General features: G+C 64.6%; 16 protein-coding genes. All 16 read left to right on the plus strand.

Translation table 11 applies throughout. The features are described 5' to 3' along the window. Positions 1-41 precede the first annotated feature (41 nt). The 16 genes from pyrH (at position 42) to tilS (ending at position 18,807) form a co-directional block, all read left to right on the plus strand. Positions 42-785 carry a UMP kinase gene (gene pyrH / locus AR540_RS03785; protein WP_059226509.1) on the plus strand — a complete coding sequence of 248 codons (744 nt, stop codon included), beginning with the start codon at positions 42-44 and terminating at the stop codon, positions 783-785. Next, the gene (gene frr / locus AR540_RS03790) at positions 782-1,339 is read left to right on the plus strand and encodes a ribosome recycling factor (RefSeq protein ID WP_058761983.1); all 558 of its coding nucleotides are present in this window, start codon (positions 782-784) and stop codon (positions 1,337-1,339) included. Before pyrH ends, frr begins: the two co-directional genes overlap by 4 nt. An 18-nt stretch (positions 1,340-1,357) precedes the next feature. Next, a complete protein-coding gene (gene uppS / locus AR540_RS03795; protein WP_177339185.1) occupies positions 1,358-2,107 on the plus strand; it encodes a polyprenyl diphosphate synthase in 750 nt (249 codons plus the stop codon). After that, the gene (locus AR540_RS03800) at positions 2,107-2,922 is read left to right on the plus strand and encodes a phosphatidate cytidylyltransferase (RefSeq protein WP_059226510.1); all 816 of its coding nucleotides are present in this window, start codon (positions 2,107-2,109) and stop codon (positions 2,920-2,922) included. Before uppS ends, AR540_RS03800 begins: the two co-directional genes overlap by 1 nt. Beyond that, positions 2,919-4,100 (plus strand): 1-deoxy-D-xylulose-5-phosphate reductoisomerase, encoded by a 1,182-nt coding sequence (gene ispC / locus AR540_RS03805; protein ID WP_177339186.1) that lies wholly within the window; start codon positions 2,919-2,921, stop codon positions 4,098-4,100. Before AR540_RS03800 ends, ispC begins: the two co-directional genes overlap by 4 nt. 66 nt (positions 4,101-4,166) lie before the next feature. Then, complete coding sequence (gene rseP, locus AR540_RS03810) at positions 4,167-5,519, plus strand: sigma E protease regulator RseP (RefSeq protein ID WP_059226511.1); 1,353 nt, start codon at positions 4,167-4,169, stop codon at positions 5,517-5,519. A 73-nt stretch (positions 5,520-5,592) separates the two neighbouring features. Then, entirely contained in the window at positions 5,593-7,962 is a 2,370-nt protein-coding gene (gene bamA, locus AR540_RS03815; RefSeq protein WP_059226512.1) for an outer membrane protein assembly factor BamA, read from the plus strand. A 38-nt stretch (positions 7,963-8,000) separates the two neighbouring features. Then, positions 8,001-8,504 (plus strand): OmpH family outer membrane protein, encoded by a 504-nt coding sequence (locus AR540_RS03820; protein ID WP_059226513.1) that lies wholly within the window; start codon positions 8,001-8,003, stop codon positions 8,502-8,504. Continuing rightward, positions 8,504-9,577, plus strand: a complete 1,074-nt coding sequence (lpxD, locus tag AR540_RS03825; RefSeq protein ID WP_059226514.1) for a UDP-3-O-(3-hydroxymyristoyl)glucosamine N-acyltransferase — start codon at positions 8,504-8,506, stop codon at positions 9,575-9,577. Before AR540_RS03820 ends, lpxD begins: the two co-directional genes overlap by 1 nt. Before the next feature lie 45 nt (positions 9,578-9,622). Further along, on the plus strand, positions 9,623-10,063 hold the full coding sequence (fabZ, locus tag AR540_RS03830) for a 3-hydroxyacyl-ACP dehydratase FabZ (protein WP_059226515.1): 441 nt from the start codon (positions 9,623-9,625) through the stop codon (positions 10,061-10,063). Continuing rightward, positions 10,060-10,836 carry an acyl-ACP--UDP-N-acetylglucosamine O-acyltransferase gene (gene lpxA / locus AR540_RS03835; RefSeq protein WP_059226516.1) on the plus strand — a complete coding sequence of 259 codons (777 nt, stop codon included), beginning with the start codon at positions 10,060-10,062 and terminating at the stop codon, positions 10,834-10,836. The genes fabZ and lpxA overlap by 4 nt, the downstream gene beginning before the upstream one ends. 16 nt (positions 10,837-10,852) lie before the next feature. After that, on the plus strand, positions 10,853-11,980 hold the full coding sequence (lpxB, locus tag AR540_RS03840) for a lipid-A-disaccharide synthase (RefSeq protein WP_065242519.1): 1,128 nt from the start codon (positions 10,853-10,855) through the stop codon (positions 11,978-11,980). After that, complete coding sequence (rnhB, locus tag AR540_RS03845; protein WP_059226518.1) at positions 11,980-12,615, plus strand: ribonuclease HII; 636 nt, start codon at positions 11,980-11,982, stop codon at positions 12,613-12,615. Before lpxB ends, rnhB begins: the two co-directional genes overlap by 1 nt. 236 nt (positions 12,616-12,851) lie before the next feature. After that, a complete protein-coding gene (gene dnaE, locus AR540_RS03850; protein WP_059226519.1) occupies positions 12,852-16,373 on the plus strand; it encodes a DNA polymerase III subunit alpha in 3,522 nt (1,173 codons plus the stop codon). Positions 16,374-16,529: 156 nt separating this feature from the next. Further along, on the plus strand, positions 16,530-17,480 hold the full coding sequence (locus AR540_RS03855) for an acetyl-CoA carboxylase carboxyltransferase subunit alpha (protein WP_059226520.1): 951 nt from the start codon (positions 16,530-16,532) through the stop codon (positions 17,478-17,480). Positions 17,481-17,490: 10 nt separating this feature from the next. Next, positions 17,491-18,807 carry a tRNA lysidine(34) synthetase TilS gene (gene tilS / locus AR540_RS03860; RefSeq protein ID WP_059226521.1) on the plus strand — a complete coding sequence of 439 codons (1,317 nt, stop codon included), beginning with the start codon at positions 17,491-17,493 and terminating at the stop codon, positions 18,805-18,807. Positions 18,808-18,935: the final 128 nt, after the last annotated feature.

Raw genomic sequence — 18,935 nt, forward strand, 5'->3', positions numbered from 1 at the left:
CAAAATCCCCCGCACATGTTCATCGCCACAGGAGAGAGTGAATGGCACAGCAGATGAGTGGTCGCCAACCCCGTTACAAGCGTATTCTGCTGAAGCTCAGTGGCGAAGCCCTGATGGGAAGTGAAGACTTCGGGATCGACCCGAAGGTGCTGGACCGCATGTCGCTGGAGATCGGGCAACTGGTGGGTATCGGTGTCCAGGTCGGCCTGGTGATCGGCGGTGGCAACCTGTTCCGCGGCGCGGCCCTGTCCGCAGCCGGCATGGATCGCGTCACGGGCGACCACATGGGCATGCTGGCCACGGTGATGAATGCCCTGGCCATGCGCGATGCCCTGGAGCGCTCCAACATTCCCGCGACGGTGATGTCCGCGATCTCCATGGTCGGTGTGACCGACCAGTACGACCGCCGCAAGGCGCTGCGCCAGCTGAAGGATGGCGAGGTCGTCATCTTCTCCGCGGGTACCGGCAACCCCTTCTTCACCACCGATTCGGCCGCCTGTCTGCGGGCGATCGAGGTGGAAGCCGACCTGGTGCTAAAGGCCACCAAGGTGGATGGTGTATACACGGCGGATCCCTTCAAGGATCCCAATGCCGAAAAATTCGAGCGTCTCACCTACGATGAGGTGCTCGACCGCAAACTGGGCGTCATGGATCTCACGGCCATCTGTCTCTGCCGTGACCACAGCATGCCCCTGCGGGTCTTCAACATGAACAAGCCCGGCGCCCTGCTCAACATCGTGGTGGGTGGCGGCGAGGGTACCCTGATCGAGGAGGGAACAGCATGATCGACGAAATCAAGAAGGACGCGCAGGCGCGCATGACCAAGACCCTGGAGGCGCTGGGTCACACCTTTGCCAAGATTCGCACCGGACGTGCCCATCCAAGCATCCTGGATAGCGTCATGGTTTCCTACTACGGCAGTGATACCCCGCTGCGCCAAGTAGCCAACGTCACCGTCGAGGACTCGCGCACCCTGGCGCTGAGCGTGTTCGACAAGAGCATGATCCAGGCCGTGGAAAAGGCCATCATGACCTCGGACCTCGGGCTGAACCCGGCGACCGCGGGCACCACCATCCGCGTGCCGATGCCGGCGCTGACCGAGGAAACCCGCAAGGGTTACACCAAGCAGGCCCGTGCCGAGGCGGAGCAGGCGCGCGTGTCGGTGCGCAACATCCGTCGCGATGCCCTGGCCCAGCTCAAGGATCTGCTCAAGGAAAAGGAAATCAGCGAGGACGAAGACCGCCGTGCGCAGGACGAAGTCCAGAAGCTGACGGACAAGTACGTCGCCGAGGTGGACAAGGCTCTGGAGGCCAAAGAAGCCGACCTGATGGCCGTTTGACAACGATTGGGACGTAGCATGGGCATGAGCAAGCCAGGCAAGGTGGTGCCGCGTCACGTGGCGATCATCATGGACGGGAACAATCGCTGGGCGCGCCGTAGGTTGCTGCCCGGTGTCGCCGGTCACAAGGCCGGGGTCGATGCCGTACGGGCGGTCATCGAGGTCTGCGGCGACGCGGGCGTCGAGGTGCTCACGCTGTTCGCCTTTTCCAGCGAGAACTGGCGGCGCCCGGCCGACGAGGTCGGGGCCCTGATGGAGCTGTTCCTGTCCGCCCTGCGCCGGGAAGCCAAGAAGCTGCATCAGAACGGCATCCGCCTGCGCATCATCGGCGACCGCTCGCTGTTCCATCCGGAGCTGCAGGCCGCCATGGCGGAAGTCGAGGCGCTCACGGCCCATCACACCCGTTTCGTGTTGCAGATCGCCGCCAACTACGGCGGCCAGTGGGATATCACCCAGGCCGCCCAGCAGCTGGCGTCGCAGGTCCAGCAGGGTAGCCTGCAGCCGGCGGACATCACGCCGGAGTTGCTGCAGGGATGTCTCGCGACCGCTGACTTGCCGTTGCCCGATCTGTGCATCCGTACCGGTGGCGAGCGGCGGGTGAGCAACTTCCTGCTCTGGCAGATCGCCTACGCCGAGCTATATTTTTCCGACCTCTTCTGGCCGGACTTCAAGCACGAAGCCATGCAGGCAGCCCTGGCTGACTTCGCCACTCGCCAGCGGCGTTTCGGCCGGACCTGCGAACAGGTGGAAGCGGAGCTACGCGCCTAATGCTGAAACAGCGAGTTATCACGGCGATGGTGCTGTTGCCCATCGCTCTGGCCGGGTTTTTCTGGCTGGAAGGGGCGGCGTTCGCGCTGTTCATCGGTGCGGTGGTGGTGCTGGGCGCCTGGGAATGGTCCCGCCTGGCCGGTCTCGAGGCGCAGCCCCTGCGCTGTGCCTACGCCGCCATCGTCGCGCTGGCGCTGTTGGTGTGCTGGACGCTTCCCGCGGGTGCTCACGGACTGCTGTTCATCAGCCTCGCCTGGTGGCTGTACGCGACCGTGCTGGTGCTGACCTATCCGGACAGTGCTCGCGCCTGGCAGGCGCCCTGGCGGCGGCTGCTCATCGGGCTGGTGGTGCTGGTCCCGGCCTGGCAGGGTCTGATGCTGCTCAAGGCGGCACCGGGCGGCAATCTGCTGATTCTCGAAGTGATGATGCTGGTCTGGCTGGCCGACATCTTCGCCTATTTCTCCGGACGGGCCTTTGGCAAGCGCAAGCTGGCGCCGGCCGTGAGCCCCGGCAAGAGCTGGGAAGGCCTCTATGGTGGCCTGGCCGCCGCGCTGGTCGCGACCCTGGTGCTCGGCCTGGTCCGCGGTTGGGGGCTGGGCGATCTGCTGCAGGCGCTCATCGGTGCCGCCTGCGTGGTGCTCATCTCCGTCGTCGGTGATCTCACCGAAAGCATGTTCAAGCGCCAGGCCGGCCTCAAGGACAGCAGCCAGCTGCTGCCGGGGCATGGCGGGGTGCTGGATCGTATCGACAGCCTGACGGCCGCGGTACCGCTGTTCGCGCTACTGCTCTGGTGGGCTGGCTGGGGTGTGCAGTGAGTCTCCAGCGCCTGTGCGTTCTTGGCGCCACCGGGTCCATCGGCGCCAGTACCCTGGACGTGGTGGCGCAGCATCCGCAGCGGTACGAAATCTTCGCCCTCAGCGGCCATCGCCGTCTGGATGAGCTGGCCGAACTCTGCCAGAGGTTCCGCCCGCGTTGCGTAGCCGTGCCGGATGAGGCTTCCGCCGAGCGCTTGCAGCTGCTGCTCCAGACGGCCGGCGCCTCGCCCGACATCCTCATCGGCGAGTCCGGGCTGGAGGCCATTGCCGCCCACCCGCAGGTCGATACCGTCATGGCGGCGATCGTCGGTGCGGCGGGCCTCAAGCCCACGCTGGCGGCGGTCAAGGCCGGCAAGCGGGTACTGCTCGCCAACAAGGAAGCGCTGGTCATGAGCGGTGCGCTGTTCATCGAGGCCGTGCGCGCCAGTGGCGCGACGCTGCTGCCGATCGACAGCGAGCACAATGCCATCTTCCAATGCCTGGCCGATCCTGCCACGCCGGGTCTGGCCGCCAAGGGCGTGCGTCGCATCCTGTTGACTGCCTCGGGTGGCCCCTTCCGCCAGACGCCTGCCGAGCTGTTGCGGGATGTCACTCCCGATCAGGCTTGTGCCCATCCCAAGTGGTCCATGGGGCGCAAGATCTCGGTGGATTCCGCGACCCTGATGAACAAGGGGCTCGAACTGATCGAGGCCTGCTGGTTGTTCGATGCCGCCCCGGCTCAGGTCGAAGTGGTCATCCATCCCCAGAGTGTCATCCACTCCCTGGTGGACTACGTGGACGGCTCGGTGCTGGCTCAGCTGGGCAATCCCGACATGCGTACGCCCATCGCCCATGCCCTGGCGTGGCCGGAACGCATAACGTCCGGCGTCGCGGCGCTCGATCTGTTCGAGATCGGTCGGCTCGAATTCGAGCGGCCCGATGAAGAGCGCTTTCCTTGTCTGCGCCTGGCGCGCGAGGCGGCCCAGGCGGGCGGCTGCCTGCCGGCGACGCTCAATGCGGCCAACGAAGTCGCCGTCGAGGCCTTCCTCGCAGGTCGGTTGGGCTTCACCGAAATCCCCCGGCTGATCGAATCGGTGCTCCAGCGCACGGTACCGTGCCCGGCGGACAATCTCGACACGGTCTTCGCGGCCGACGCCACCGCTCGGCGGTTGGCGCAGGCCTGGTTGTCGAGTCGCTGATCCGGCGCCTCGACACCCGGTCCGCGAGTCCGCAGAATCTGCACACTGAGGTAGCGGAGGCAGCCAATGTCCATCCTGTACACGATTCTGGGAACCCTGGTCGCCCTAGGCGTCCTGGTGACCATCCATGAGTACGGCCATTTCTGGACGGCGCGGCGTTGCGGCGTCAAGGTGCTGCGCTTCTCGGTAGGCTTCGGCAAGCCCCTGCTGCGCTGGCACGACCGCCACGGCACCGAATTCGTGGTCGCGGCCATTCCCCTGGGTGGCTACGTCAAGATGCTGGACGAACGCGAGGCGCCGGTGCCGCCAGAAGAGCAGCACGCCGCCTTCAATCGTAAGACCGTTCGCCAGCGTATCGCCATCGTCGCCGCCGGACCCATCGCCAACTTCCTGCTGGCCATCCTGTTCTTCTGGTTGCTGGCCATGCTGGGGTCCCAGCAGCCGCGTCCGGTGGTGGGTGCGGTCGTTGCCGGCACGCTGGCGGCCCAGGCGGGTATCCCGGTCGGCGCCGAATTGACCGCGGTCGACGATGAGCCGGTGGACAGCTGGTCGGCGGTCAACCTGCGACTGGTCGATCGGCTGGGCGAGAGCGGGCCGCTGCGGCTGAGCTACGTCGTTCCTGGCACCACGGCGGAGCAGGGTAGCGTCATCGAGCTGCAGTCCTGGCTGCGCGGTGCCGAGGATCCGGATCCCATCCAGGCCCTGGGGCTGCGACCCTGGCGGCCCCGCATGCCGGCGGTCTTCGCCGAACTCGATCCCGCGGGTCCTGCCCAGGCGGCCGGCTTGCAGACCGGCGACCGCCTGGTCGCCCTGGACGACCAGGCCATCGACGACTGGCAGCAGGCCGTGGAGTGGGTGAGGGCTCATCCCAATCGTCAGATCAAACTGACCTACGAGCGCCAGGGTCAGCAGCACGATGTCTCCCTGCGTCTGGGCGCGCGGCGGGTCGATAACGCCGAGGCGGGCTACCTCGGTGCCGGTGTGGCCCCGGTCAAGTGGCCCGCGGAAATGGTTCGCGAAATCAGCTACGGACCCGTGGCAGCCGTGGGCGAAGGCATTGCCCGTACCTGGCAGATGAGCGTGCTGACGCTGGTTTCCCTGAAGAAGATGCTCTTGGGAGAGCTGTCGGTAAAAAACTTGAGCGGGCCGATAACCATTGCTAAAGTGGCGGGCGCTTCCGCTCAGTCGGGCCTGGGGGATTTTCTCAATTTCCTGGCGTACTTGAGCATAAGCCTGGGGGTTCTGAATCTGTTGCCTATCCCCGTGCTCGACGGTGGTCACCTGGTGTTCTACTTCGTCGAGTGGATTCGCGGGCGGCCCTTGTCCGAGCGCGTGCAGACCTGGGGCATGCAGATCGGTATTAGCCTCGTCGTGGGTGTGATGCTGCTGGCCTTGGTCAATGACCTCGGTCGCCTCTGACACTCTGCTGATTGCCGAATCTGCCGCCCAGTGCGGCAGATTCTTTATTTGCCAGTTGGAATAAAAGGGACTCATGAAACGCCTGCTGCTACCTGCGGTAATAGCCGCGCTGATGATCGGCGAGGTACACGCCGAGTCCTTCACCATCTCCGATATCCGTGTCAACGGACTGCAACGAGTATCGTCCGGCAGCGTCTTCGGTGCCCTGCCGCTGAACGTCGGCGAGGCCGTCGACGACAACAAGCTGGCCGAAGCCTCCCGGTCGCTGTTCCGCACCGGTTTCTTCCAGGACATCCAGTTGGGCCGTGACGGCAACGTCCTGGTGGTCAACGTCGTCGAGCGTCCGTCCATTTCCAGCATCACTTTGGAAGGGAACAAGGCGATCTCCACCGATGACCTGATGAAAGGGCTCAAGCAGGCCGGCCTCGCCGAAGGCGAGATATTCCAGCGCGCGACGCTCGAAGGCGTCCGCAACGAGCTGCTGCGCCAGTACGTCGCCCAGGGGCGCTATTCCGCCAGCATCGACACCGAGGTGGTGCCCCAGCCGCGCAACCGCGTGCAACTGAAGATCACCATCAACGAGGGCGAGGTGGCTACCATCTCCCACGTCAACGTGGTGGGCAACACGGTCTTCCCCGAAGACGATCTGACCTCGCTGTTCGAGCTCAAGCCGAGCAACTGGCTGTCGTTCTTCCGTAACGATGACAAGTACTCTCGGGAAAAGCTGTCGGGTGACCTGGAGCGACTGCGCTCCTACTACCTCGACCGTGGCTACATCAACATGGACATCACCTCGACCCAGGTGTCCATCACGCCCGACAAGAAGCACGTCTACATCACGGTCAACGTCAACGAAGGGCAGAAGTACACCGTTCGTGAGGTAAAGCTGTCCGGTGACCTCAAAGTGCCGGAGGAAGAGCTGCGCAAGCTGATGCTGGTCCAGCCGGGCCAGGTCTTCTCGCGCAAGGTGATGACCACCACCTCGGACCTGATCACTCGCCGTCTGGGCAACGAGGGTTACACCTTCGCCAACGTCAACGGTCTGCCCGAGCCCCACGACGACGATCACAGCGTGTCCCTGACCTACGTGGTCGATCCGGGCAAGCGCGCCTACGTCAATCGCATCAACTTCCGCGGTAACACCAAGACCGAGGACGAGGTGCTGCGTCGCGAGATGCGCCAGATGGAAGGTGGTTGGGCTTCCACCTATCTCATCGACCAGTCCAAGACTCGTCTCGAGCGTCTGGGCTACTTCAAGGAGGTCAAGGTCGAGACGCCTCAGGTGCCTGGCACCGACGACATGGTCGACGTGAACTACAACGTCGAGGAGCAACCCTCCGGCTCCATCACCGCCAGCGTCGGCTTCGCCCAGAGCGCCGGCCTGATCCTCGGTGGTTCCATCAGCCAGAACAACTTCCTGGGTACCGGTAACCAGGTCAGCATCGGTCTGACCCGCTCCCAGTACCAGAGCCGCTACAACTTCAGTTTCACCGATCCCTACTTCACGCCAGACGGCGTGAGCCTTGGCTACAACATCTTCTATCGCAGCACCGACTACAGCAAGCTGTACGACAGTGACGTCTCCTATTACTCGATCAACAGCCTGGGTACCGGTGTCACCCTGGGTTATCCGATCAGCGAGACCTCGCGTCTGACCTACGGGCTGAGCGTGCAGAACGACGAGATCAACCCCGGTACCTACAGTGCCGACGAGATCTATGACTTCGTCGAGCGCGAAGGGAAGGACTTCACCAACTTCAAGGCCAGCATCGGCTGGTCGAGCTCCACGCTCAACCGTGGCGTCTTGCCGACCCGGGGTGCTTCCCAGAGCCTGACCGGCCAGATCACCATCCCCGGCAGCGACCTGAGCTTCTACAAGCTCGACTACCGTGGCCAGCTGTTCACGCCGCTGACCGATAACACCGCGTTGCGCTTCCACACCGAGCTGGGTTACGGCGACGGCTATGGCAGCACCGATGGCCTGCCGTTCTACGAGAACTACTACGCCGGTGGTTTCAACTCCGTGCGCGGCTTCGAAGACAGCAGCCTGGGCCCACGCACCACGCCGCCGGGGAATCCGCCGACCTATGGCGCCCAGGGTCAGGGCTACCGCGATCGCGACAAGTCCGAGGCCTTCGGTGGTAACGTCCTCATCACCGGCGGCGTGGAATATCTCTTCCCGCTACCCTTCGTGAAGGATCAGAAGTCCCTGCGCACCGTGCTGTTCTGGGACGTGGGTAACGTGTTCAGCACCAAGTGCTATCTGAACACCACGCAGAATTGCGGCGACGTCAGCCTCTCGAACATGGCGAGCTCGGTCGGCGTCGGTTTGACCTGGGTAACCGCCCTGGGTCCGCTGAGCTTCAGCCTCGGCGTGCCGGTCAAGAAGCCGGGCAATTCCGATCCGCAGGTCTTCCAGTTCTCGCTGGGTCAGACGTTCTGACCCAGGCTACACCTTTGCGCTTCACGCAGGAGTCAACTGTGCACAAGTACACCCGTTACGCTCTGTTCGCTGCCGTTCTCGTCGCTGCTCCGGTGTTCGCCGACACCAAGATCGCGGTCCTCAACTATCAGATGGCCCTGCTGGAATCGGACGCCGCCAAGAAGTACGCGGTCGACTCCGAGAAGAAGTTCGGTCCCCAGCTGAACAAGCTCAAGACCCTGGAAAGCTCCGCCAAGGACATCCAGGACCGGCTGAACAAGGGCGGCGACAAGATGGCCGAGGCCGAGCGTACCCGTCTGGAGAACGACTTCCGCCAGAAGGCACGTGACTTCCAGTTCCAGTCCAAGGAACTCAACGACGCCAAGGCTGCCTCCGATCGCGACATGCTCAAGCTGCTCAAGCCGCGCCTGGACAAGGCCGTGGAAGAGGTGTTGAAGAAGGGCGATTACGATCTGGTACTCGAGCGTGGTGCCGTGGTCGACGTGAAGCCGCAGTACGACATCACCCGCCAGGTGATCGAGCGGATGAACGCAGGTCGTTAATGAGCCATCCGACCTTCACGCTGGGCGAACTGGCGCAGTGGCTGGAAAGCCGCCAGTTGACCGCGGAGTTGCGCGGATCGCCCGAGCGCGTGGTGACCGGCCTGGCCACCCTGCCGGAAGCCGGTCCCGACCAGTTGAGTTTCCTCGCCAATCCGCAATACCGCCGTTACCTGCCCGATACCCGGGCTGGTGCGGTGCTGTTGTCGGAAAAGGACGCCGACGGCTATGCCGGCGACGCCCTGATCCTGGCCAACCCCTATCTCGCCTACGCGCGGTTGTCCCATCTGTTCGACCGCAAGCCGCGTAGCGCGGCTGGCATCCATCCCACGGCCGTGGTCGCGGCGGATGCCGTCGTCGATCCGACCGCCGCCATCGGTCCCTACGTGGTGATCGAGGCGCAGGCACGGATCGGTGCCGGTGTCAGCCTGGGTGCCCACTGCGTGGTGGGTGCGCGTAGCGTCATCGGCGCCGACAGCTGGCTGGCGCCACGGGTCACCCTCTATCACGACGTGATCCTCGGCGAACGCGCCGTGGTGCAGTCCGGGGCCGTAATCGGGGCCGAAGGCTTCGGTTTCGCCAACGAGCGTGGCCAGTGGCAGAAGATCGCCCAGTTGGGTGGCGTGTTGATCGGTGATGACGTCGAGATAGGTGCCAATACCACCATTGATCGTGGCGCCCTGGCCAATACCGTCATCAGCGACGGCGTCAAGCTGGATAACCAGATCATGATCGCGCACAACGTCCAGGTCGGTGAGCACACCGCCATGGCTGCCTGCGTGGGCATTTCCGGCAGTACCAAGATCGGCAAGCACTGCACCATCGCCGGTGGCGTGGGCATGGTTGGTCACATCGAGGTATGCGACAACGTCTTCGTCACCGGCATGACCATGGTGACGCGCTCCATCACCGAGCCAGGCGCCTATTCCTCCGGTACGGCCATGCAGCCGGCCGGGGAATGGAAGAAGAGCGCGGCGCGCATTCGCCACCTCGACGACATGGCTCGCCGTCTGCAACATCTGGAAAAAATCGTTGCTACCGTGACCTCGCGGGATGACGCTGCTTCTGATGCTTGATTGCGCATCGGATGTTTCCCCTTTTTGAACAGGCCTTCCCCGACCATGATGGACATCAACGAGATCCGTGAATATCTCCCGCACCGCTATCCCTTTTTGTTAGTGGATCGCGTGACGGAGCTGGATATCGAAGCCAAGCGCATTCGCGCCTACAAGAACGTCAGCATCAACGAGCCGTTCTTCACCGGCCATTTCCCGCAGCACCCGATCATGCCGGGCGTGCTCATCGTCGAGGCGATGGCCCAGGCCGCTGGCGTGCTGGGCTTCAAGATGATGAATTCCTCGCCCGCCGATGGCACCCTGTACTACTTCGTCGGATCGGATAAGCTGCGGTTTCGCCAGCCGGTGACGCCGGGCGACCAACTGGTCCTCGAAGCCCGCTTCCTCAGCACCAAGCGTGGCATCTGGAAATTCGAATGCCAAGCCAGCGTGGACGACAAGCCCGTCTGCTCGGCCGAAATCATCTGCGCGGAACGCAAGCTATGACGTTGATCGACTCCAGGGCTATCGTCGACCCCCAGGCACGGCTCGCCGCCGATGTCCAGGTCGGCCCCTGGTCGATCATCGGGCCGGATGTCGAGATAGGCGAGGGGACCGTGATAGGTCCGCACGTCATTCTCAAGGGCCCGACCGTCATTGGTCGTCACAACCGGATTTACCAGTTTTCCTCGATCGGCGAAGACACGCCCGATCTGAAGTACCGGGGTGAGCCGACACGGCTGCGTATCGGCGATCACAACGTCATTCGCGAAGGGGTCACCATCCATCGCGGTACTGTGCAGGATCGTGAAGAGACCACCATCGGTGACCACAATCTGCTGATGGCCTATGTGCACATCGGGCACGACAGCGTGATCGGCAACCATTGCATCCTGGTCAACAACACTGCGCTCGCCGGGCACGTGCATGTGGACGACTGGGCGATCCTGTCCGGCTATACCCTGGTGCACCAGTTCTGCCGCATCGGCGCCCACAGCTTCTCGGGCATGGGTACCGCGATCGGTAAGGACGTACCGGCCTACGTGACGGTGTTCGGCAACCCGGCCGAAGCGCGCAGCATGAACTTCGAAGGCATGCGTCGGCGTGGTTTTTCGACCGAGGCCATCCAGACGCTGCGGCGCTGCTACAAGGTGGTCTACCGCCAGGGCCTGACCGTCGACGAGGCCCTGCGCGAACTGGAGCCCGTGGCCCAGCAATTTCCCGAAGTGGCGGTGTTCCGCGATTCCATCCAGAGTGCCACGCGTGGCATCACCCGCTGAGTTCGCCCAGCGTCCCCTGCGGGTGGCGCTGGTGGCAGGAGAGGCGTCGGGTGACCTGCTGGGCGCCGGTCTCATGCAGGCGTTGCGCGCGCAGCATCCGCACATCGAATTCATGGGCGTCGGCGGACCGCGGATGGAAGCCGAGGGCCTGGTATCCGAGTTTCCCATGGAGCGCCTGGCGGTCATGGGGCTGGTCGAGGTGCTTGGTCGTCTGCGTGAACTCCTGGGTCGGCGCAAGGCGCTGATCGCCCAGTTGCTCGCGGCTCGACCGGACGTCTTCATCGGCATCGATGCCCCGGATTTCGTCCTGGAGATCGAGGCCCAGCTGCATGGTGCCGGGATACCAGCGGTGCACTACGTCAGTCCTTCGGTGTGGGCCTGGCGGCAAAAGCGGGTGCTGAAGATTCGCGACGGCTGCGACCTGATGCTGACCCTGTTCCCCTTCGAAGCCCGCTTCTACGAAGAGCAGCGGGTGCCGGTGCGCTTCGTTGGCCATCCGCTGGCCGACACCATTCCCTTCGACAGCGACCGCCGGGCGGCCAGGCAGTCCCTGGGGCTGCCGGAAGAGGGGAAGGTTATCGCCCTGCTGCCTGGTAGTCGCGGTGGTGAGGTGGGGCGCCTGGGTGCGCTATTCCTGGATGCTGCGGCGCTATTGTTGGCCAAGCGTCCCGACGTGCGCTTCGTGCTGCCCTGTGCCAATGCCGCGCGGCGGGCGCAGGTGGAGCAACTGCTGGAAGGGCGACCGCCTTTGCCGCTGCTGTTGACCGATGGTCGTTCCCACGAGGTACTGGCCGCCTGTGATGGCGTGCTGATCGCTTCGGGCACCGCGACCCTGGAAACGTTGCTGTTCAAGCGGCCCATGGTGGTGGCCTATCGGGTGGCACCCCTGACCTATCTGATCCTCAAGCAGTTGGTGAAGAGTCCCTATATCTCGCTGCCCAACCTGCTGGCTGGGCGCAAGCTGGTGCCCGAGTTGATCCAGCACGAGGCGACGCCGGAGCACCTGGTGGCCGAGCTGCTGCCATTGCTGGAGCGGCCGGAGCAGCAGACCGACAGTTTCGCTGCCATCCATCACAGCCTGAGACGCGATGCGTCGGTACAGGCGGCCAGCGCCGTGCTAGCGCTCTTGCGGGAGCGCGGCTGATGCAGCTGGGGCTGGATTTCAACCTAGTGGAGGCGCTGGTTGCCGGGGTGGACGAAGTGGGTCGCGGTCCGCTGTGCGGCGCCGTAGTCACGGCTGCGGTGATCCTCGATCCGGGTAAGCCCATTCTAGGGCTGAACGATTCGAAGAAGCTGTCGCTGACTCGCCGTGAGGCCCTGTTCGACGAAATCCAGGAAAAGGCCCTGGCCTGGTGCGTTGCCCGGGCCGAGGTCGCCGAGATCGACAGGTTGAACATCCTGCACGCCACCATGCTGGCCATGCAGCGCGCCGTGGAAGGCCTGGCGGTCCAGCCACGGTTGGCGTTGATCGATGGCAATCGCTGTCCCAAGCTGGCCGTGCCCAGTTCGCCGGTGGTGAAGGGCGATAGCCAGGTGCCGGCGATCGCCGCCGCCTCGATCCTGGCCAAGGTGACCCGCGACCGCGAAATGCAGGTCTTGGATGCGCTCTATCCGGGCTACGGCCTGGCCGGCCACAAGGGCTATCCCACGGCCGAGCATCTGGATGCCCTCCGGCGCCTGGGGCCGACGCCCATTCACCGGCGTTCCTTCGCGCCGGTACGGGACGCCTGGCTGGCGCTCGAGACCCAGGCCTCGACCCAGATCATCGCGACCTACTGACAGCCGTCGCAGCGGTCTGCCCCTAGGCTTATGTCTGAAAAGTGCCTGTGCTCGGCCATGTGGCGTTAATAGTCCGCTGGGTCGCCAGTCCGATCGGAATGCTCATTTACCATCCGTAAACTCCGCTTCCTCACGGATTTTTGCCAAGCCTGACCGTCACTCGACTACTTTTCAGACAAGCCCAGGCTCGACTATCCGGTACAATCTCGCGCCTCAAGCATCAAGGGGTCTTTGCCATGTCCGCATCCTTCGTCCACCTGCGTCTACACACGGAATACTCCCTGGTCGACGGGATCGTGCGGGTGAAGGGGCTGGTCAAGGCCGCCGAAGCGGCCGGCATGCCGGCGGTCGCCGTGACCGACCAGGGCAACCTCTGTTCGCTGGTCAAGTTCTACAAGGCGGCCATGGGCGCGGGTATCAAGCCCATCGCCGGAGCGGACATCTGGCTGGCCGGCCTGGACAGCGATGCCCCCCTGACCCGGATGTCCCTCCTGGTGATGAACGCCAAGGGCTATCGCAACCTCACCGAACTGCTGTCGCGCGGCTTCCAGGAAGGCCAGCGCGAAGGCCAGATCATCATCCAGCGTGACTGGGTGAAGGAAGCGAACGAAGGCTTGATCGCCCTGTCCGGGGCCAAGGAGGGGGAAATCGGCCTGGCGCTGCTGGAAGGCGACCTGGTCCTGGCCGATCGGCTGTTCGCGGAATGGCAGGCGGTCTTCCAGGATCGCTTCTATCTGGAGGTGCAGCGTACCGAGCGAGCCGGTGACGAAGAGCATTTGCATGCCGCCGTGGCCCTGGCCGATCGCTGCGGTGGTGCGCTGGTGGCGACCAACGACGTGCGCTTTCTCAAGGCCGAGGACTTCGAGGCCCACGAGACCCGCGTCTGCATCGGTGAAGGTCGCCCGCTGGACGACCCTCGCCGCGAGCGCAAGTACAGCGACCAGCAGTACCTGAAGTCGGCGGCCGAGATGACCGAGCTGTTCAGCGACCTGCCGGAGGCGCTGGAAAACACCGTCGAGATCGCCAAGCGCTGCAACATCGAGATCCAGCTGGGCAAGTACTTCCTGCCCAACTTCCCGATTCCCAACGGGATGACCATCAACGACTACCTGCGCCACGTGTCCTTCGAGGGCCTGGAAGAGCGCCTGGCCGTGCTCTGGCCACGGGAAACCACGCCCAACTACGAGGAGAAGCGCCAGGAGTACGTCGACCGGCTCAACTTCGAGCTCGACATCATCATCCAGATGGGCTTCCCCGGCTACTTCCTCATCGTGATGGACTTCATCAAGTGGGCGAAGAACAACGGTGTGCCGGTCGGCCCCGGCCGGGGCTCGGGTGCCGGCTCCCTGGTGGCCTATGTACTGAAGATCACCGACCTCGATCCGCTGGCCTACGACCTGCTGTTCGAGCGCTTCTTGAATCCCGAACGGATCTCCATGCCCGACTTCGACGTCGACTTCTGCATGGACGGTCGTGATCGGGTGATCGACTACGTGGCCGACCTGTACGGGCGCGAGGCGGTGAGCCAGATCATCACCTTCGGCACCATGGCGGCCAAGGCGGTGGTGCGCGACGTGGCACGGGTGCAGGGCAAGTCCTACGGCCTGGCCGATCGCCTGTCGAAGATGATTCCCTTCGAAGTGGGCATGACCCTGCAGAAGGCCTACGAGCAGGAGGAGCCGCTGCGCGACTTCCTGGCGACCGACGAGGACGCCAAGGAAATCTGGGACATGGCCCTGAAGCTCGAGGGCATCACCCGGGGTACCGGAAAGCACGCCGGGGGCGTGGTGATCGCGCCGACCAAGCTGACCGATTTCTCGCCCATCGCCTGTGACGAGGACGGCAACGGTCTGGTGACCCAGTTCGACAAGGATGACGTCGAGCAGGCCGGCCTGGTCAAGTTCGACTTCCTCGGTCTGCGTACCCTGACCATCATCAAGTGGGCGCTGGAGACGATCAATCGCGAACAGGCCAAGCAGGGTCTCGAACCGATCAACATCGACTTCATTCCACTGGATGACAAGCCGACCTACGCCTTGCTGCAGAAGGCCGAGACCACTGCCGTCTTCCAGCTGGAATCCCGCGGCATGAAGGAGCTGATCAAGAAGCTCAAGCCGGACTGCCTGGAAGACCTCATCGCCCTGGTGGCGCTGTTTCGCCCGGGTCCGCTGCAGTCGGGCATGGTGGACGACTTCATCAACCGCAAGCACGGCCGCGCCGAGCTGGCCTATCCGCACCCGGACTACCAGTACGACGGCCTGCAGCCGGTGCTGGCGCCCACCTACGGCATCATCCTCTACCAGGAGCAGGTGATGCAGATCGCCCAGGTCATGGGGGGCTATACCCTGGGCCAGGCGGACATGCTGCGCCGGGCCATGGGCAAGAAGAAGCCCGAGGAGATGGCCAAGCAGCGCGGCGGCTTCATCGAAGGCTGCGCCAACAACGGCATCGATGCCGATCTGGCGGGCAACATCTTCGACCTGGTGGAGAAATTCGCCGGTTATGGCTTCAACAAGTCTCACTCGGCCGCCTATGGCCTGGTCTCCTACCAGACCGCCTGGCTGAAGACCCACCATCCGGCGCCCTTCATGGCGGCGGTACTGTCGGCGGACATGCACAACACCGACAAGGTGGTGATCCTCATCGAGGAATGCCGCCACATGAAGCTGCGCATCGATACGCCGGACGTGAACATTTCCGAATTCAAGTTCACCGTGAACGAAGGCGGGCGCATCGTCTACGGCCTCGGCGCCATCAAGGGCGTGGGCGAGGGACCGGTGGAGGCCATCGTCGAGGCGCGGGCCGAAGGGCCCTTCAAGGATCTGTTCGACTTCTGTGCCCGCGTCGACCTCAAACGCATCAACAAGCGCACCCTGGAAGCCTTGATCCGCTCCGGGGCCCTGGATCGCCTGGGGCCGCACTACCACGACGAGATCAAGGCCTACCAGGCCACCATCGACCAGAATCGCGCCGTGCTACTGGCCGCCATGGAAGAGGCCATTGCCTCCGCGGAGCAGACCGCGCGCAGCCACGACAGCGGTCACGTCGATCTTTTCGGCGGTGTCTTCGCCGAGCCCGAGGCCGATGTCTATGCCAATCACCGCCGCGCCCGCGAGCTCAATCTCAAGGAGCGTCTGCGCGGCGAGAAGGAGACCCTGGGGCTGTACCTGACCGGTCACCCCATCGAGGAATACGAAGGCGAGGTTCGCCGCCTGGCGCGCCAGCGCATCGTCGACCTCAAGCCGTCGCGCGAGACCCAGACCGTGGCCGGGCTGATCGTCAACCTACGGGTGATGAAGAACAAGCGCGGCGACAAGATGGGCTTCGTCACCCTGGACGACCGCTCCGGGCGCATCGAGGCTTCGCTGTTCGCCGAGGCCTTCAACGCCGCCCAGGCGCTGTTGCAGACCGATGCCCTGGTGATCGTCGAGGGTGAGGTCAGCCAGGATGATTTTTCCGGTGGCCTGCGCCTGCGTGCCAAGCGGGTGCTGGGGCTGGAAGAAGCCCGTACCGCCCTGGCGGAGAGCCTGAGGATCGCGGTGCGCAGCGAGGCCTTGGCGGGGGATCGACTGCGCTGGCTGGGCGAGTTGTGCGGTCGTCATCGTGGCGCCTGCCCGGTCACCATCGACTACCAGGGGCCCACCGCGCGGGCGCTGCTGCAGTTCGGTGAGAACTACCGGATCGACCCGGCCGACGGCCTGATTCAAACCCTGCGTGACCAGTTCGGCAGGGAGAACGTCTTTCTCAACTATCGTTGATGCGGAGCGCCCTGCGCGCTCCTTGCCCGTTTCCGTCAGGAGTCGGTTGGCCGTCTCGTACGGCCGCAGTCTCGACCTGTTGCGCGCTATCCCTTAAGGTATGCGCCCCGGCCCCTGGCTCTCCCTTTAGCTTGCAGAACGCAAAAACGGATGCCCATGAACCCGAACTATCTCGATTTCGAACAGCCTATCGCCGATCTCCAGGCCAAGATCGAAGAACTTCGACTGGTCGGTAACGACAATGCGCTGAACATCAGTGACGAGATCGCCCGGTTGCAGGAGAAGAGCCAGGCGCTCACCAAGAGCATCTTCAGCGACCTGTCCAGCTGGCAGGTGGCTCGTCTGGCGCGTCATCCGCTGCGTCCCTACACCCTCGACTACATCGGCTACCTGTTCAGCGATTTCGAAGAGCTGCACGGTGATCGCCACTTCGCCGACGACCCGGCCATCGTGGGGGGCATCGCCCGCCTGGACGGTCGCCCGGTGATGATCATCGGCCACCAGAAGGGTCGTGAAGTGCGCGAGAAGGTGCGCCGCAACTTCGGCATGCCGCGTCCGGAAGGCTATCGCAAGGCCTGCCGCCTGATGGAAATGGCCGAACGCTTCAAGATGCCGATCCTGACCTTCATCGACACCCCCGGCGCCTACCCGGGCATCGACGCCGAAGAGCGTGGCCAGAGCGAAGCCATCGCCTGGAACCTGCGCGTCATGGCGCGGTTGAAGACCCCCATCATCGCCACCGTGATCGGCGAAGGTGGTTCCGGCGGTGCCCTGGCCATCGGTGTCTGCGACCAGCTCAACATGCTGCAGCATTCCACCTACTCGGTGATCTCGCCGGAAGGTTGCGCGTCCATCCTGTGGAAGACCGCCGAGAAGGCGCCCGAGGCCGCCGAGGCCATGGGCATCACCGCCGAGCGGCTGAAGAGCCTGAATATCGTCGACCAGGTCATCGACGAGCCCCTGGGTGGCGCCCACCGCGATCCCCAGGCCATGGCTGCCAGCCTGCGCAACGCGCTGCTGCAGCAACTCGACGAGCTCAAGGGCTATGACGTGCCGGCGCTGCTGGAACGTCGCTACGAGCGCCTGATGAGCTACGGCATCGCCTGATCCTGCCGGCATGGGTCTGCTGGACCGGCTGCACGCCCGCCTGGAGCGGCAGCCGCCTACCTGTCACTGGCGGGTAGGTTTCTCCGGCGGACTCGACTCCACCGTCCTGCTGCATCTCTTCGCCCGGCTGCGTGAGCAAGGTCTGGCGGGCGAAGTGCAGGCGGTGCACGTCCACCATGGTTTGCAGCCCGCGGCGGATGCCTGGGTCGAGCACTGTGGGCGGGTCTGTGCAGCGCTGGACGTACCCCTCGTCACCCGCCACGTCCGTACCGACAAGATGGCCAGCCTCGAACGCGCTGCCCGGGAGGCGCGCTATGCCGCCTTCGCTGAGGTCTTGCCGATCGGCGGCTGTCTGTTGCTGGGGCAGCACCGTGACGACCAGCTGGAAACGCTGCTCCAGCGGCTGGTGCGCGGCGCCGGTGTGAAGGGCCTGGCCGGCATGCCGGAGACCCGCCCACTGGCCAGGGGCCGCCTCTGGCGTCCCCTGCTGGACGAGCCACGGGCCGCGTTGCTGGCTTACGCAGAGGCCGAAGGGCTTCACTGGATCGAAGATCCCAGCAACGCCGATACCCAGCTGGATCGCAATTACCTGAGACACGAGATAATGCCGCGGCTGCGCAACCGCTGGCCCGGCGTCGATCGGGTCATGGCCCGCAGTGCCAGGCACCTGGCCGAGGCCGAGGAGTTGCTCGGTGAACTGGCGCGCCTTGATCTGCGGCAGGCCCAGACCGGCCAGCGGGCGTTCGCCTGGGTCCCTTTGCCCAGCCTGATGCTGGCGCCCTTGCAGGCCCTGAGCGACGCGCGCCAACGCAACCTCCTGCGCACCTGGCTGGCGCCCCTGGCGCGCCAGCCCGACAGCGCCCATTGGGTCGGCTGGCAGGCGCTGCGCGAGGGCGGTGAGGCCAGCGATCCCTGTTGGCGGCTGGAGGGTGGCGCGGTGCGGCGCGGGGCAGGGCAGCTCTGGTGGGTGCCCGACGCCTGGCAGGCCGAGCTTCGCCCTCTGGCGATCGGGACGCGGCAAACCACCCTGGACCTGGCCGGCAACGGTCGGCTGCGCTTCGTCGGCGTGGACGCCCAGCCCGGCTGGCGGATCGCCTATCGTCAGGGCGGCGAGCAACTGGTGGTGCCCGGACGTGGCCATCGTGATCTCAAGCGCCTGCTCAACGAGCGTGGAGTGCCGACCTTCCTGCGGGGACGGTTGCCGCTGCTCTGGCAGGGCGACGAACTGCTGGCCGTGGCCAACCTCCCAGGCCTGAACGGCCTGCCAGGGGGCGGGCGGCTTGAGTGGCAGCCCGCAGACGGTGTGGCCGGGTTTGAGCTGCCATGACCTTTAGGCTAGACTACGCTCCCGTCTTGTACCGCATTTTCCGCTCGCTCCGAGTGGACGGTGTGCATTGGTCCGGCGCCATGCCGACCGCTCTCGCTTTCATCGGCGGCTCTCCGCCTCAACGCAGA

The organism is Pseudomonas sp. EpS/L25 (assembly GCF_001512295.1).
Classification (GTDB): Bacteria; Pseudomonadota; Gammaproteobacteria; order Pseudomonadales; family Pseudomonadaceae; genus Chryseomonas.